The organism is Vibrio sp. TBV020, assembly GCF_046056895.1.
Lineage (GTDB): Bacteria > Pseudomonadota > Gammaproteobacteria > Enterobacterales > Vibrionaceae > Vibrio.
Map to the genome: position 1 here is coordinate 855494 of NZ_JBEEAQ010000001.1, position 16281 is coordinate 871774.

Below are 16281 nucleotides of genomic sequence, written 5' to 3' on the forward strand. Positions count from 1 at the left end.
CCACTTACAAACCCTAGGTTCTAAGTCGACTTATACTGCTTAATGAATTGTCCTGGCGTCAAACCATACTGCAACTTAAACGCCCGTGTAAGGTGTGACTGGTCGTTAAAGCCGAGCTCATGGCTAACAGCAGCTATGTTTTTCCATCGCCTGGGAAGCTCATCATTAATCAACTCTGATCATATAGAGAAAGGATGCGTAAAAGAGTGAGGCAATAACATCAATAAGGAGAAACACATGGAATTGCTCATTGAATCACTAGAAGGCGATATCTATTTAGCGTTTCAGGTCAATGGCGATAGCAAAACGCCCATCGCCAATGAATATAACCAACCTATTCATTTTCATAGCCTCAACCAAATCCGAGACTATTGCCAAGATTTCCCTTATCAATCGGCGTCTTTACTCCAGCACAGTGCTTATGACGAAATGTGCGGCTCGACCGACATAGGGGGCAATACCATGCAAATAGATTTGAACTGGTATTAAGCGTTATTTGGATTTGGTGATTAGGTCACCAAGTCCAAACGCTTCCCATGACGTTACCTCCCCCTCACGGGTCAGAGGATGCAAAGGGCTATTCGGCTTAGCGTAACTCAATCGGCTCACTCTTTGGGTAACATGGTAGCTATCCAGCCCCGTGATTGCGGCTATATCAAGTGCCTCAATATCAATGTATCCATCTGGCATAATAGCCCCTTCATTGATGATCACCTGTTCCACTTGACCAACAACCATCTCTGTTCCATTCACTTCCAGTGTTTGATGACTAACTAAAGAAAGTTCTATTTTCAGCGGGCTTTCTAACACAAATGGCGCTCTACTCTTGCTGTAATAGGGCGTTAATCCAACTTGGTCAAACTCAGATATTTCTCGACTGTAGCGGGCCGAGGTTTGATGCGCTGCAGATATTATGTCGCTACTGACAGCGTTTAACGTGTAAGACTTGGTTTGTAAGATATTCTCTAAGGTATGACGCTCGACCTTTGCTGGGCGAATGATCATCCCCATCAAGGCAGGCGAAGCGCCTAAATGAAAGGTTGAACTCACAATCGACAGGTTTTCATTGCCCTCTTTATCAATCGTGCCGACTAAATTAGCGCTCTTAAAGCCCGATAAACTGTTGATAAAGCGAACCCGAGTCCGCTGCTCCATCTCTGTGATCATCCTTGATGAAAAATGTCTCATCACCCTTCTCCATTGCTCTAAGCTATCAAATAAAAATCAATACCTTAATTACGAGAATGGACTAGGTTCGATCAGATAATATCACTCGCTTTTTAGCCGCTAGAACGCCTTAAAACTTAAGCAGAGAGGCGACAAGAATAAGTAACTGAGATGGAGAAAGCATTCATTGGTAGCGCTTGGGAAGAATTGGATTTAAAGGTTACCCAAGCGATACTCTTTGATTTCACCTTTATCAGTGATCGTCGCGTTAGCCAGCTTATTGCCGTAGATATCCTTAAACCCAACATCGACTGAGTTATCAGCATGGACAAACTTAGTAATCAGGATCTCACCGACATCATTGGTCAGGGTTAAATAGTAATACACGTTACGACTACAAGGGATGACTTTCTCCCGAAATCGTCGGCTAATGTAGTAGGTCGATTCACTGTTCAGTTCTACACCGTGTTTTTTGACAATATCCACCAAACTCGTGACAATATTGCCGACTTTCTTCAGTTCACTCGATAAAATCATAACGATTCCTTCTAGTTGATGTTACCCAACTCAACATGACCGTTTTCAATCACACAAGTCATGCCATCTTTTCTGTAGAACTTACCTTCACCATCTTTAACAAGCAGATGGTCAACGGTGTAGTGATCTGGGGACGTTTCCTCAAACTCTGCCAACGTTGTAGCAATTTGTGTTTGATACTGGGAATGGATAGCGTCAACGCATGGTTGCGTATCTGCTTTGGCGTACTTTGCTCCGCCATAAACTGAAATGACTAGGAACCAAAGGGCAGCGTAAAGGTAAGGGACATTTTTAATATTCATTGGTTTTTCTAATTATTCTGTCGTGTTTCATTCAAGCTAGCCGCAGAGCTTTTTTCGAAAAAGTAATTTAAAATTGCGTTTATGTTCGGTATTTTCGAGGTATTACAAAGCAGAAATAAAAAAGTCTAATAATTTCAATTAGTAACAGAGTGTAAAAAACAGCCTGAAAAACATCATTCTGTTTTAAACCATTTTTCCGAGAACTCTATTACTTTGATCTAGGTCAGACTTTGAATTAATTACCATCACAAAATAAACCTCTAAATCCGACCAAAATTTAGTGAAATATTACATTTTGCGAATGGTATAGACGCTATTTTAGGAACAAAACAGCGCACTATAAAAAACGAGTCGTTACTATTCGTCTCCTGACACAGTCTTTAATGTATAGATGACAATAGTCACTAGAATCACACTACCACCTATTACACTCATCATCGGTGGTACTTCAGAGAAGAACAAATACGCCCATAAAGGTGCCAAAACAGTTTCTAACATCAAAGTCATCGACACTTCCGCCGCCGTTAAATAGCGCGTCGCGACCATCGACATCACTCGTCCTAATGGCGCCGTGATTAACCCCATCGCTGCCATAACCAACCATGTATGACTGCTGTAACTACTTGGCTCAGCGAAGAAAAACATTACAAGAGCAAGTAACAACCCTCCTAGACCTACACTTGCCATACGACTCACTTCAGGATATTTGCGCAGCAAAGTGAACATTAAGGAAAGACATGTCACCGAGAACACTGCAAGGAGATCGCCAAACCAATTTCCAGAGCCATACGAACCGGATACAACAATCACAATACCGACCATCACTGCGCCTATCGCAACCATTGTAGACTTTGTGGTGACTTCTTTTAACAGCAACCAGCTAAATATCGCGGCGACTGCAGGGGCTGCGCTTAAAATCAAAAAAGTATTGGCAATAGATGTGTTTTTAATACTGAACACGAGACCAGATGCACTACCAACCATCAACAATCCGGCGAACAATAACGGCCAACCACTTTCTAGCACCGCTTTGCGAATGCCTCTCTTATCGTTGAATTTAAGCAATATCGGCATCGAGATAGCGCTAAAGAGTCCAAACAAAAAGGCAGTGTCGAAGCCGCTTACTCCAGCATAACGAATGAAAATTGGATCAATACTCATTAGTAACGCACCTAGTAAAGCGACTGAAAAGCCAAATAATTTGGTGTTCTTTGCTGCGTATAGCGTTCTTATTTTGCTTGTCATGATCGTTCCTCACTTAAAAATCATACTAGCGAGTATGATTTTTAAGTGGTAACGTGTCAACAAGATCATACTCCTTAGTATGAAAAATTGTTTTTGAGGCCCTATGAGCAAAATCGAACAAAACAGAGCAATAAAAAGGCAGGCTATTTTAGACGCAGCAAAGCAAACCTTTCTAACAGAAGGTTATACCAGCGCGAATATGGACAAGATTGCTGCGCAAGCCAAACTAACTAAGCAGACTCTTTACCGTTACTTTCCTTCAAAGATCGAACTTTTCGAAGCAACTTTGCAGCAAATAGGTCAAGATTATGACGAGCGTTTTTCTCTGCATCTCACTCAAGAAAACAGCGAGCAGGCACTGATTGAGTTTGCCAATGACTTTCTAACTTTCCACCTTTCAGAAGAGCATCTCAATACACAAAGGTTGCTGATTGCTGAAGCAGCGCAGTCGCCAGAGATTGTCGAAAGCTTTATGACCATCGGCTCAAACGAAACCGATCAAGTCCTAAGTGAGTTCTTTAAGCAAAAATTAGCTCTAGAAAATCCCGAAAGCTATATAGAACTTTGGGTAGGTATGTTGCTTGCACCTCGTTCAAGTGCGTTATTAGGAATAAAAAAACTCAATCACATACAAGTAAGAGAGCATGCGATAAAAGCAACGGGGCTATTGCTAGCCGCAATAAACCATCCGCGCTAATCTCAACCATTACTCTTTACGCCGCAGCCATTAATAACAAGTTGGGTAAGGAACTGTGAAGCTTGACGATAATCTTCTTCGTCGAGCTTTTCTTTTTTCATCACGTTACAAATCTGCCAACCAAAGTCTGCGTACGTTTGTGTCGCCGCCCAAATGGTGAACATCAGGTGATGAGCAGGGACGTCATTCATCAACCCTTGCTGTGACCATGTGGAAAATTTATCGATGATCATCTGCGACTGTTTAAACAGTTCATCGGCAATGTCTTTCGGCAAAACTTTTGCCCCAGACATCACTTCATTGGCGAATACTTTCGACGCATAAGGGTGCTCTTGCGAAATACGTAATTTTGCTTGGATGTATTGACTGAGTGCTTCGACTGGGTCGGTTAACTCTTCAATAGGGCGAGAAGCTTCAAGCAGAGGCTGGGTCACCGTTTGCAGCACGGCATAATAAAGCTTGTCTTTGGAACTGAAGTAATAGAAAACGTTCGCTTTAGCAATATCCGCCGCATTGGCGATATCAACCATCTTGGTCGCAGCATACCCTTGTTGAGCAAATTGTTCACTGGCGACTTCAATAATCAATTGCTGATTTTTCTGCCTAATGCGAGTCATTCTATTTCCTTATAAATGTTTACGCTATTCCAGTGTAAACATTATGTTATCGAAGACAAGCCCCTCACTGTAAGAATGAAGGTTCAAGTAGTAGAGCGTCATAAATAGAAGTACCAACGGCATTTTTGCTTAAGTAACTCACCACTCAATGCAACACTTTTACCAGATGACTACCCCTTTATGGTAAATGTACATTATATCAATTGATAGTAATTCTCATTTTAACTAGAATACCCATTAACATTTAGATACAAAGTCTATTCAATCAGTTTGAGTGATGAAACACTTTCGCACTCTAGCCTCTGCTTAATAAAAAGCTCATATTTTTGCTTAATAATGGATTTATGCAATGAAATTTCTCAACACATTATCTTCCTTCCTCTTGGCTGTTGCTGTCTCATTTAATGTTTCAGCACAAGAGCAACGCTCGGTTGAAGATGAAAAAGGCACGTTTACGATTAGCGGAACTCCGACCCGAGTTGTTGCACTCGAATACTCCTTTGTCGATGCTCTAGCGTCTGTCGGTGTATCACCTGTTGGTGTTGCTGATGATAAAGACGTAAATCGAATCCTAAAAACCATCCGCGATCAGATCGACCCTTGGACGTCAGTAGGTATGCGTCCACAACCAAGTTTAGAAATTATCGCTCAACTTAAACCTGATCTGATTATTGCCGATGTTCAGCGCCATTCTCCTGCTTACGACGATCTTTCTCGTATTGCACCAACCTTAATTTTGAAAAGTCGTGGGGAAAATTACCAAGAGAACCTAGAGGCAGCATTAAAAATTGGCATCGTTCTAAACAAAGAACAAGAAATGAAACAGCGTATTAGCCAACACCAAGCGCTAATGGCCGAGTACAAGACCAAGTTTTCAAGCCAGCAAACGATGCAGTTTGCAGTCGTGACTCAAAAAGGGATGTGGATGCACGGCCCAGAGTCTTACGCTGGTAGTGTGTTAACGAGTCTTGGTATTCAAAGCCCAATGCCACAAGAAACAGAGAAAGCGTATGTTGAGGTGAGCCTTGAACAGCTATTGAAGGTCAATCCTGATTGGCTACTGCTTGGTCCATACAGCGAAGAAACAATTGCGGATACTTGGCAAAAGAACCCTCTATTCAATCTGCTTAATTCTCAGAAGCAGCAACAAATTATCAAGGTTTCCCCACAAGTTTGGTCCCTTAACCGTGGTATGAACGCAGCAGAAGAAATTGCCCAAAACCTCGAGACCATTCTAAATAAATCATGATTGCTCACACATCAACTCCCCAGTGGCAAGTGCTGCTGGGGTGCGTTACTGCCGCCGTCATTCTCACTTTCGGCGCCATTTCATCCATGATTGGCTACTCCTCTTTTGAACTCACTTTCATTCATCTGGTCAATTTTTTATTCCACTTTGATAGCTCAAGTATGGAACACCAAATACTGGCGACACTGAGATCGCCAAGAGTCCTGACGTCAATGCTAATCGGTGTGAACCTTGCCATAGCGGGCTTGCTAATGCAGGGACTAACCGCCAACCCTTTAGCTTCACCAAGTATATTGGGAATTAATGCTGGCGCGTCATGCTTTATTGCTCTGACCTCTATGAACCTGTTCTTCTTGCCTGAAATTCCCGTGTCAGTCAGTGCACTGGTCGGCGGAACACTCAGCGGTATTTTAGTGTTGTCACTGGGAGGTTTTTTCTCAGCGAAGTCACACCCGATCAAACTCGTCCTCGCTGGTATCGCAGTAAACGCTTTATTGGTGGGTGTCACTCGAAGCGCACTCATTCTCGCAGATGATATGGCCTATAGCGTTTTAAACTGGCTTGCAGGTTCAATTTCAAACATCACTTGGCAAGATTGGGCAACGTTCTGGCCTGTCAGCCTAGTTGGTATTCTCATCACTTTGAGCCTTGCTCGTAGCCTTAACTTGCTTGCGCTTGGAGACGATATCGCGGTTGGTTTAGGGGTTAACATTTCTAGAACCCGACTTATCACCTGCATCGCCAGTCTACTTTTGACGACATCAAGCGTCGCAGTTGCTGGACCTATCGCTTTTGTTGGCCTTCTGGTTCCACACATTGCTCGCAAACTAGTAGGAACCAATCATTTCATTTTGATTCCAGTCTCAGCCATTTTAGGGGCAAGTCTATTGTTATGGTCTGACGTCATTTCAAGAATGGTCGCCTTCCCCGCGGAAACACCGGTGGGCGTGATTACCGCTCTGATTGGTTCTCCATTCTTCATCATGCTCGCAGTTAGGAGCAAAATGTCATGAATCAGATAAAAGTCTCTTTGTTAGTCGCAAGCTTACTTATCTGTGCTATTGGGAGCCTCTTCATAGGTGGCACACCTTTGGAAGCAAAAGCCGTCATTCATACCTTGTGGCAAGGCGGTGAACTAGACTTTATTGTCAATCAGTACCGTCTCCCTCGCTTCTTGCTCGCCATTGGTGTTGGTGCCGGTCTAGGGATCTCTGGCGCTCTTATTCAAGGTGTATTACGCAACCCACTCGCTTCTCCCGACCTTATGGGGATCAGCGCAGGTACAGGGTTTGCAGCAACGCTCTTGCTTGTATACATCCCAGATGCGTCACTCCCTTTGCTGGCAAGCGTCGCTATTTCTGGCGGAATTGGCGCGGCGATCGTAATCATCGCTATCGCGTATAAATACAACCCAACACCAGCACGACTTGCATTGATCGGGATTGCCATTAGTGCGTTCATCTCCAGTGGTATCGATTTTCTGCTCATTGTGAATCCGGTTGAAATCAATACAGCGATGGTTTGGTTAACCGGCAGCTTATGGGGGCGCAACTGGTCTCAAATGCCGCTGATATGGATAAGCTTGGCCTGCTTTATTCCTTGTGCAATGTACCTTGCATGGCGACTCGATTTAATGGGGCTGGGCGAAGAAGCCGCAACAACGGTAGGTGCTCAGCCACAACGTACACGTTTTCTCGCCTTGATTTTGTCGGTGTTACTCGCCAGCGTCAGTGTCGCTGTATGTGGAACGATAAGCTTTGTGGGCTTGCTTTCCCCCCACTTAGCGAGACTTCTATTTGGCCACAACCACAAACTGCTACTGCCAATGTCAGGTGTCATCGGTGCACTACTTGTTGTTACAGCAGATACGCTAGCCCGTGGTATCGATCCCCCACTGGAACTGCCAGCAGGTGTGCTCACATCACTGATTGGCGCTCCGTACTTCATTTTCTTACTTCAGCGTTATCAAGGTTGGAAATAATGATCAAAACGCATCAACTGTCTGTGTCATACGGAAAAGACACAATTATTCAAAACTTAGATTTAGATATCCCTGAAGGAAAGATTACTGCGCTAATTGGTCCAAACGGCAGCGGAAAGTCGACACTGCTAAAAACGCTTTGTCGAATCAATAAGGGCTTTGGTGGTGAGCTTTCTGTATTGGGTAAGCCCATCACAAGTTATGCCGACAAAGAGCTGGCTAAATATATCTCTTTGCTTCCTCAGGTACTCACCACCCCAGAGGATATTACCGTTCGCCGCTTAGTTGAGTACGGGCGTTCTCCTTATTTGTCGTATTGGGGAAAACTCTCTCAAGAAGATCATCAAAAAGTCGACCAAGCAATTGAAGAGACCCAGATTCAGTCATTAGTCGATAAGAAGGTCGATGCCCTATCAGGCGGACAGCGCCAGCGCGTTTGGATTGCGATGGTGCTAGCGCAAGACACACCTATCGTAATGCTTGATGAACCCACAACTTATCTAGATTTATCCCATCAGGTTGAGCTAATGAAGCTGATTCAAAAGCTCAATGCAAAAGGGAAAACCATCATTGTTGTTCTGCATGACTTAAACCAAGCATGTCGTTACTGCGATCACTTGGTGGTACTTAAATCTGGCAAGATCGAAACCTCTGGCTCACCTGAAGAAGTGTTCACCGAGTCCTTACTTCGTGATGTTTTTGATCTCGAAGCGATGGTGATGCCAGATCCCGTTTCAAACAAACCAATGTGCATAAACCTATAACTAAACGCACAAATCCACTACCGGCCGTCTAGGCCAATTTTCAAGGAAATATAATGAAAAGTAAGCTCCACCTGCCTTTTGCGTTGTCCCTTTTGACGCTATCTATTTCTAACGCAACTGCCGCGCCCCAAGAAGATGCAACAACACTAGAAACGGTTGTAGTCACCGCAACCCGATACTCTCAAACTCCAGATAAAATTGCAGGCGCAGTCACTGTGATTGATTCTGAGCAATTAGAACAGCAAGCCATCATTGCTGATGATCTCACCAGTGCAATTGCCAACTTAGTTCCTAGCATGACACCGAGCCGCCAAAAAATGTCGAACCAAGGTGAAAACCTTCGTGGTCGCCAGGCACTGATCATGATTGATGGCGTTCCACAAATTAACCCACTTCGTAATGGTAACCGCTACGGATACACCATCGACCCATCAATGATTGAACGAATTGAAGTGGTCAATGGTGCGAGCGCAGTGCAAGGAATGGGCGCAACAGGCGGCATCATCAACTACATTACCAAGGGTGCTAAACAAGGCGATAATTGGAAGCAAACCGTTGGTACTCGTGTGACGTCGAACTTGCACAATGATGGTACTGGCGGAAAAATATACTACAACGTTAGCGAGTTTAACGACGAATATGATCTATTCCTAGGTGGTTCATGGGATCAACAAGGTCTTTACTACGACGGTAATGGCAACCCAATCGGAATGAACGATATTCAAGGCGAAACCCAAGACAGCACGGCGACAGACGTATTCTTCAAAGGTGGTCTTAACTTCGCCGATGGTGAGCAACGCGTTGAGTTCATGGCAAATACCTACACTATCGAAGCGAACGGTAATTACAAAGCGGTCAAAGGAGACTTCGACGCAGGCATTCCTGGTACTGTCGAACCAGGAACACCAGAAGGCGATGCCGTAAGCAACGAAGCTCAACTATTAAACCTAACTTACAACCACTACGCATTAGGCAACGGTGTTCTTACGTCCCAATTGTTCTATCAAAACTATGATGCGGTGTTTGGTCAAGCAGCTTGGTACCCAACAGAAACCAAAGAACAAGATCAGGGCGTTATCTCATCACAGAAGATGGGGTTTAAAGTGAGCTATGAAACCTATGACCTGTTAGATATGGATGACACCTGGGTTGTTGGGCTAGACGGACTGCATGACCAAACAGAGCAAACGCTAAACCAATCTGGATTAAATGTTACTCCACTGATGGAATACTACAGCCTCGCGCCATTTATCCAAGGTGACTTCCTTGTGACTGATAATTTACGTCTATCTTCAGGGGTTCGTTACGAAACCATCCGCGTAAAAGTAGAAGATGGCCAAACGATTTATGGTTACGGCGTTGATGGCCACAATTCTGAGATCATTGGCGGTACACAAGACTCATCTAAAGCGGTATTTAACCTTGGTGCTGTATACACGCTAACAGATGAGCTGAGCACGTTTGCGAGCTTTAACCAAGGCTTTGGTTTGCCTGACATTGGTCGAGTACTTCGTGGTAACTGGATTGGAGACAGCAACCCTGGTCAAACCGGTACACCAATCGATTTCAACAATATGCCAGCTGTTGAGCCTGTAGTAACAGATAACTATGAACTAGGTATGACTTACCGTAGTGACAAGCTATTTGTCAGCGCAAGTACTTACATGTCGATCGCAAAAGATGGCGCTAACCTGTCGCTAAACGATGGGGGCACTTATGATGTCGAGCGTCAACGTACAGACATTTTTGGTTACGAACTAAGCTCTACTTATCAAGTTCTAAACTCAACACAACTACAAGCAATGTACTCTCACGTTGAAGGTGAAGTCGATACAACAGGTAACGGTGACGTAGACTCTGACATGGACCTTAAGAATCTAACGCCAGACCGCCTAATGCTAGCAGTAAACCACAACTTTACAGAAGCATTAATGAGCCGAGTTCAATACAACCACTTGTTTGATCGCAATAAGGCAGACAACAATGTGGGCGCAGAGCAAAACTTTGATGGTTATGGCTTAGTCGATTTCAGTACCCATTATGATATGGCGAGCAAAGGTCGTATTGCCTTTGGTATTGAAAACCTGATGGATGAGCAATACGTAAACTACTTCAGCCAAATTCGTAACCATAGCTCTTACTACTTCTCTGGCCGTGGCCGTACCTTCAGCCTAAGCTACGAATTAGACTTCTAACCGAGCAAATTGACGTTAGCAATATGGCCACTTTATGTGGCCATATTTATTCGTAGCGAGACGCCTAGGTCTGCTTATTTAGATGCTAGCACTTCTATTTCCACTTTCGCATCCATAGGTAGACGGGCAACTTCCACACAGGAACGAGCAGGAAAAGCTGCTCCTCGCTGTTCAAAAAAAGCCTGATACGACTCATTGATGACTGAAAACTCATTGAGATCTTTGACAAAAACCGTCGTCTTAGCAAAGTCATGAATACTCAGCCCTGCTTCTTCGATAATGGCCAGTGCATTGAGCAACGAACGTGTGGTTTGAGCAGCGGCGTCTTCGGGCATTTGTTTACTCTCAGGATCTAATGGAAGCTGACCTGAAGTGATCACTAGATTGCCAAGTGTGACGCCCTGAATGTATGGACCAATTGCTGCTGGCGCTTTGTTTGTATTGATAGTAGTCATTTAAATTCCTCACTGTTTAACCGTTAAATGCCGGCAGAACTCCTGCCATCGCCATAAAGTGGAATACTGCGGTAAGTACACCAAACGAAATAACCAAGCCAATCATGAGCTTGCCTCCAGGCGCGACAAAACCATCACCACCGTTATCTTTAGAGCGCGACTTCATCACTAACAACGCTGGGATAATACAAGCCCACACTGTCGCAGCTGCCCCTGCGTAACCAATCGCAATCACAAAGCCAAACGGGAAAAGAAGAGAAAAGGCCAACGGTGGAACAAAGGTGACTAACCAAGTTTTGGTGCGTCCTTTCTTATCATTCTCAAACCGGAAAAAGTCAGCTAAGAAATCAAAAACACCCAAGCCTACACCAATGAATGAAGACAGGATCGCAGCCATTGAAAATGCGTTTATGGCACGCTCGACATTCTGTGACTCAATAACCGAACCAAGCGCCATGAGTAATGCGTCAACATTACCACCTTGTTCGATTACATCCCCAAAGCTTTCACGGGGTAAGTTACCAAAGATACTCACTAACCATAGAAAATAAAGCCCCAACGCAATCATGGTTCCACCAAGAATTGCGTATTTAGCTCGGCGCTCCTCACCATAGTAAGCCCGCATTGACGAAACTGAGTGATGATAGCCAAAAGAAGTCAAAGCAACAGGTAACATTACCATCGCATAAGGCGCATACTTCGCATCAGGATCGATTGTATCGAGCAACACAGACACATTCACGTTTACCGCTAAGCCCGAAACACCAAAAACGAAACTCAGCACCATAAACACAATCAAGATGACGGAGATACGATCAACAGCACGTGTTGAATGCCAAACAAACATCGAAAATACTGCCACAAACAGTGTTGATGCGACCTTGCTATTCACATCCAATAGGTCTTGTAAGATGAGTCCTGAAGAGGTGATGTAGGCGTACAACAAAATTCCGCCAACGAAGTACACCGTTAAATTGTTGAGCATGTTGATCTTCTCACCCAACATGTCTTTAGTTACGGTATTAAAGGATACTCTGAGGTCATAATGTTTAAAGGCTTCAAGTAACATCCAGCCAGAAACAGTCATTACTAACATAGTGAGGGTAATGGCAAGCATAGACCAAATTGTCCACGCTCCCGCCCCCGCACTGGGTAGGCCTAACATGCCGGCACCTACACAGACGCTAGCAATGATGCAGGCCCCACCCAATAAGGAAGGTTTTGCAGTCATAATTTTGTTCTCTAAATTGATTTCACGTTTTGCGTTGAACAGGCAAAAAAAACGCAGCTCATTTTGAGCTGCGTGATGGGTAGTTATTTGCTGTCCACTTCTATTAATCTTGCGGTGAAGTGACGTAACACTTCTGGCTCATATTCGAAGTCGAGCCCTTTAACGTTTGCTGCATTCGCTTTGACTTGCTCGAAAGCTTCAATGATGAAGTCCATGTGCGTTTGTGTATATGTCGCACGTGGAATCGTCAAACGCATTAGCTCAGCAGGACAAGGCATTTGTTTACCTGTCGCAGGGTCACGTCCAAGCAATAACGAGCCAATTTCGACAGCACGAATACCAGCCACCTTGTAAAGCTCACAAGCTAAGGCATGAGCAGGAAATTGCTCTGAAGGGATATGAGGTAACAGTTTACCTGCATCAACAAACGCAGCATGTCCACCAGCTTGCTGACACACAACGCCAATAGATTCTAGACCATCAACCAAATATTGCACTTGGCTGATGCGATACGCTAGCCACTCTTGGCGCATACCATCGTACAGGCCAACCGCTAAACGTTCCATCGCGCCACCTTCCAAACCGCCATAGGTTGGAAAGCCTTCCTGAACCACACATAAGGTACGGCATTCATTATAAACGTCGAGCATGCTGTCATCTTTAAAACACAGCAAGCCGCCCATCTGAACCATCGCGTCTTTTTTCGCCGACATCGCCAAAGCATCTGCGTATTTGTAACTTTCGCGAGTGATCTGTTCAATGCTCCAGTCCTGATAACCAGGTTCGCGCTGCTGAATAAAGTAAGCATTTTCAGCAAAGCGTGCGGAGTCCATAATCACAGGAATATCGTAGCGTTGAGCAACCTCATACACCGCTTTCAAGTTAGCGATAGAGACTGGTTGCCCACCAGATGAGTTACATGTAATGGTGCTAACGATATAAGGCACGTTTTGTGGTTCAGCTTCTAGTATCGCGTGCTCTAGCTTTTCTATATCAAAGTTACCTTTGAAGTCAGCACTGACTCCAGTATCAAACGCTTCTTCGGTGTAGACATTTTTCGCCACACAGCAGTTGATTTGAGTGTGCCCCTGAGTTGTATCAAAGAAATAGTTGGATAAAGCAACCATTTTACTGCGATCCAAGCCCTTCTCTTTCTCACGCTTTTTGATGAGCACAGGAATATAGATCTGCTCAGCGCCACGTCCTTGGTGAGTTGGGATGGTGTGCTTGTAGCCAAAAATATCACTGACAGCATCTGACAGTGCATAATAGCTGCGACTACCACTGTATGCTTCATCGCCTCTTAGCATCGCAGCTTGCATCTCCTGAGTAATCGCACCAGTGCCGCTGTCAGTCAAAAGATCAATAAACACATCTTCACTGTTAAGGAGAAAAGGGTTCATTCCCGCATTTAAGATTGCCTGTTCGCGATACTCTCGCGTAGTGCGTTTTACTGGTTCAATAACACGAATACGAAATGGTTCTGGGAGATGTTTGAAATTTTCCATTGTTAAATCCCTAATATAAAAGTAATACTTGTCCTCCCCACCAAATAATCATATTGGCGAAGATAGGATATATAAATCGAAATTAAATCTTTGAATTAGAAAACAAAGAGATAGTTGATTTGGGGGCGAAAACCATCGATTAGAACTAACAAAAACAAGCACCTAAATACGCTCAGGAGCTCAAGATTGAAATTATAAATCAACAATTTACGTGCACAGAACGTGCAAAGAATTACTTAGCAGGGAAGAAAAGCGCGATTTTATAATCGAGGGTAAACCAAACACTAGAGTTATTGTATTTTTCCATGTTACCTCCTTATTGAAAATAAAATGCTATAAGAACCCAGTTAGATTAATCAAATTTTATATATTTCGTCACTCAATCATTTTGTCAATTGTGATCCTGTAGACGAAATAATAAAAATAACAACAACTAAAAGATAATTAGCAATAGAAATTTCCAATAATTCATAAAGGATATTCTTACATAATAGTAGATACGTTGGCACTTGGCATTGATGAACGAAACAAACACTCTCTACCTGTCATCCAGTTACTCAAGTGCATACACAACTTCCCCTTTAACCATCGTCATCCATACTTCAGTCGCTTTGATCTCTTCAGGAGCTAACTGACGAATATCCTGCGATAAAATGGCAAAGTCCGCTGATTTACCTTCTTCTATCGAGCCTGTAATGTCATCAATACCTAAACTCTTAGCGGCATTAATGGTATATGCATCGATCGCTGCCTCCACATTCGGTAATCCGGTATCCCCCATGATAATGCTATTGGCAATACCGACCAGAGGATTAAGCTCATGTACATTCCAATCACTGCTTAAGGTGACGTTAGCACCTGTATCAAACAATACTTTTAAGTTCATTAACGAGCGCATGCGCTTAGCACCTAAGAACGCTTCCGCCCACTGGTGATCGTGATAGGCAACATAATCCGAACCAACCTGAAAATCTGCCGTTACATCTAAATCAGCAAAGCGAGGAATATCTTGAGAGTTAACCAACTCAACGTGAGTTAGGGTGTATTCCCTATCACCGTTTTGTTTTCGCATGCTTTCAATCGCATTCAAAGATTCTCGGATTGCCCCATCACCGATCGCATGGATATGTGCCCCAAAGCCAATTTTGTCGAGGGCTTGAATCCACTGAGTCATTGCTTGAGGTTCAATGTAGTTAATGCCGTAAGGTTCATCAGGGATATAGGTAAAAAGATAAGGTGCTAGTGTCTTAGCTGTTCCATTAATCAAAATGCCATCACTATACATCTTCACTTGATCAACAAGCAGCAGCTGTGAACGTTCAGAAGTCACTATATCTTTTAAGTATTCGATCTGTGGTTGCATCGATTCGGTAGGATAAATCCACGGACGAAGCGATACACGTGCCGTTAAGTCCCCCCGCTGCTCGGCTTCTTTCCACACTTCATACCAGCCACGCTTCCAATACAAACGTCCGTCACCAATGGTTGTAATCCCATAAGTCTTTGCCTCTGACAAGCCTTGCATCAAACCTTGATAACTTTGTTCAAACTGATTGCTTAGACTATTCCATGCAAGCTCTAGAACGATGTCTCCTGCATTATCGAGTAAGATCCCATTCAACTCGCCTGTTATTTCATCATTGAGTATTTTCCCGCCTTGAGGTTCGGAAGAAGTACGCGTAATCCCTGCCCGCTGTAGAGCAACAGAGTTCACCCACATTGAATGAGAAGTTTGCTCCATAAAAATCACTGGCTGATCAGGAAAAATAGCGTCTATGACTTGAAGCGGCGTTTGTTCGTATTCATCAGAAAGTATGGATTCAATCGAAAAGCCGTAGCCCATAATCCATTCGCCTCGTGGGGTCTGGTTTCGACATGCTTTTAGATAAGAAACTTGACCACTCAGCCCATCCTCAAGACTCAATTCACACTGAGCGCCCGCGTCAGAAGCCGCTTCAAACACATGATTATGGTTATCGATAAAACCAGGGGCAACGAAGCCGCCTTGCAGGTCAATCACCTGGGTTGATGCATTCAAATATGGGGCGGCCTGACTGCTGGCTCCGACAAAGAGAATAGTTCCATTGGCAACCGCAATCGCATTGGCATTTGGGTGGCCATAGATGCTGCTGTTGGTGATCAGCAAATCCGCATGCTGAGCCGCTAACGTGCTGGTTATTAAAGTAGAGCTCATCAACAGTGCAAAAATGCGTTTCATGATTCCATTCCTTTGTATGCCACATGGGCCAAAATATCGGCCAGATTACCTATAGGGTAGCAGGCCTTCTTCATTCGAATAAATGAGTTCTGTACTAAACTCAACGATAACTGTT

General features: G+C 44.0%; 18 protein-coding genes. 7 read left to right on the forward strand and 11 right to left on the reverse strand.

Annotated elements, in window-relative coordinates; all coding sequences use genetic code 11:
- Positions 1-20: 20 nt before the first annotated feature.
- The gene (locus tag AAFX28_RS03615; RefSeq protein ID WP_408685710.1) at positions 21-173 is read right to left on the reverse strand and encodes a helix-turn-helix domain-containing protein; all 153 of its coding nucleotides are present in this window, start codon (positions 171-173) and stop codon (positions 21-23) included.
- A 64-nt stretch (positions 174-237) separates the two neighbouring features.
- On the opposite strand from AAFX28_RS03615, the gene AAFX28_RS03620 reads away from it, so the two are divergent.
- Positions 238-489: a DUF6482 family protein gene (locus AAFX28_RS03620; RefSeq protein ID WP_408685712.1), complete on the forward strand. Its 252-nt coding sequence runs from the start codon at positions 238-240 to the stop codon at positions 487-489.
- Between the two features lie 3 nt (positions 490-492).
- On the opposite strand, the gene AAFX28_RS03625 is transcribed toward AAFX28_RS03620, so the two are convergent.
- The 4 genes from AAFX28_RS03625 to AAFX28_RS03640 form a co-directional block, all read right to left on the reverse strand.
- Positions 493-1188: a flavin reductase family protein gene (locus AAFX28_RS03625; protein ID WP_408685713.1), complete on the reverse strand. Its 696-nt coding sequence runs from the start codon at positions 1186-1188 to the stop codon at positions 493-495.
- A 192-nt stretch (positions 1189-1380) separates the two neighbouring features.
- Entirely contained in the window at positions 1381-1704 is a 324-nt protein-coding gene (locus tag AAFX28_RS03630; RefSeq protein WP_408685715.1) for a hypothetical protein, read from the reverse strand.
- A gap of 11 nt (positions 1705-1715) precedes the next feature.
- Positions 1716-2006, reverse strand: a complete 291-nt coding sequence (locus AAFX28_RS03635; protein ID WP_408685717.1) for a hypothetical protein — start codon at positions 2004-2006, stop codon at positions 1716-1718.
- A 357-nt stretch (positions 2007-2363) separates the two neighbouring features.
- Positions 2364-3251, reverse strand: coding sequence for a DMT family transporter (locus AAFX28_RS03640; protein ID WP_408685719.1), 888 nt, complete (start codon positions 3249-3251; stop codon positions 2364-2366).
- Between the two features lie 103 nt (positions 3252-3354).
- Here AAFX28_RS03640 and AAFX28_RS03645 point away from each other — a divergent pair, with 103 nt between their 5' ends.
- On the forward strand, positions 3355-3948 hold the full coding sequence (locus AAFX28_RS03645; protein WP_408685721.1) for a TetR/AcrR family transcriptional regulator: 594 nt from the start codon (positions 3355-3357) through the stop codon (positions 3946-3948).
- A 2-nt stretch (positions 3949-3950) separates the two neighbouring features.
- Here AAFX28_RS03645 and AAFX28_RS03650 read toward each other — a convergent pair whose 3' ends face one another.
- Positions 3951-4565: a TetR/AcrR family transcriptional regulator gene (locus tag AAFX28_RS03650; protein WP_408685723.1), complete on the reverse strand. Its 615-nt coding sequence runs from the start codon at positions 4563-4565 to the stop codon at positions 3951-3953.
- Between the two features lie 349 nt (positions 4566-4914).
- On the opposite strand from AAFX28_RS03650, the gene AAFX28_RS03655 reads away from it, so the two are divergent.
- The 5 genes from AAFX28_RS03655 to AAFX28_RS03675 are packed head-to-tail and all read left to right on the forward strand — an operon-like array spanning position 4915 to position 10754.
- Positions 4915-5814: a Fe(3+) dicitrate ABC transporter substrate-binding protein gene (locus AAFX28_RS03655; protein ID WP_408685725.1), complete on the forward strand. Its 900-nt coding sequence runs from the start codon at positions 4915-4917 to the stop codon at positions 5812-5814.
- Positions 5811-6827, forward strand: coding sequence for a FecCD family ABC transporter permease (locus AAFX28_RS03660; RefSeq protein WP_408685727.1), 1017 nt, complete (start codon positions 5811-5813; stop codon positions 6825-6827). The genes AAFX28_RS03655 and AAFX28_RS03660 overlap by 4 nt, the downstream gene beginning before the upstream one ends.
- Positions 6824-7795 carry a FecCD family ABC transporter permease gene (locus tag AAFX28_RS03665; RefSeq protein WP_408685728.1) on the forward strand — a complete coding sequence of 324 codons (972 nt, stop codon included), beginning with the start codon at positions 6824-6826 and terminating at the stop codon, positions 7793-7795. The genes AAFX28_RS03660 and AAFX28_RS03665 overlap by 4 nt, the downstream gene beginning before the upstream one ends.
- A complete protein-coding gene (gene fecE / locus AAFX28_RS03670) occupies positions 7795-8559 on the forward strand; it encodes a Fe(3+) dicitrate ABC transporter ATP-binding protein FecE (RefSeq protein WP_408685730.1) in 765 nt (254 codons plus the stop codon). Before AAFX28_RS03665 ends, fecE begins: the two co-directional genes overlap by 1 nt.
- Positions 8560-8612: 53 nt before the next feature.
- On the forward strand, positions 8613-10754 hold the full coding sequence (locus tag AAFX28_RS03675) for a TonB-dependent receptor (RefSeq protein ID WP_408685732.1): 2142 nt from the start codon (positions 8613-8615) through the stop codon (positions 10752-10754).
- Positions 10755-10828: 74 nt separating this feature from the next.
- Here the strand turns inward: AAFX28_RS03675 and AAFX28_RS03680 are convergent, their stop codons facing one another.
- From AAFX28_RS03680 to AAFX28_RS03700, 5 genes are all read right to left on the reverse strand, one after another.
- The gene (locus AAFX28_RS03680) at positions 10829-11209 is read right to left on the reverse strand and encodes a Rid family detoxifying hydrolase (protein ID WP_408685734.1); all 381 of its coding nucleotides are present in this window, start codon (positions 11207-11209) and stop codon (positions 10829-10831) included.
- Positions 11210-11225: 16 nt separating this feature from the next.
- Positions 11226-12440, reverse strand: coding sequence for an aromatic amino acid transporter (locus AAFX28_RS03685; protein WP_408685736.1), 1215 nt, complete (start codon positions 12438-12440; stop codon positions 11226-11228).
- Positions 12441-12523: 83 nt separating this feature from the next.
- Positions 12524-13948, reverse strand: coding sequence for a tryptophanase (gene tnaA, locus AAFX28_RS03690; RefSeq protein WP_408685738.1), 1425 nt, complete (start codon positions 13946-13948; stop codon positions 12524-12526).
- A gap of 232 nt (positions 13949-14180) precedes the next feature.
- Complete coding sequence (tnaC, locus tag AAFX28_RS03695) at positions 14181-14255, reverse strand: tryptophanase leader peptide (protein ID WP_408686812.1); 75 nt, start codon at positions 14253-14255, stop codon at positions 14181-14183.
- Between the two features lie 246 nt (positions 14256-14501).
- A complete protein-coding gene (locus tag AAFX28_RS03700) occupies positions 14502-16166 on the reverse strand; it encodes an amidohydrolase (protein WP_408685740.1) in 1665 nt (554 codons plus the stop codon).
- Positions 16167-16281 lie beyond the last annotated feature (115 nt).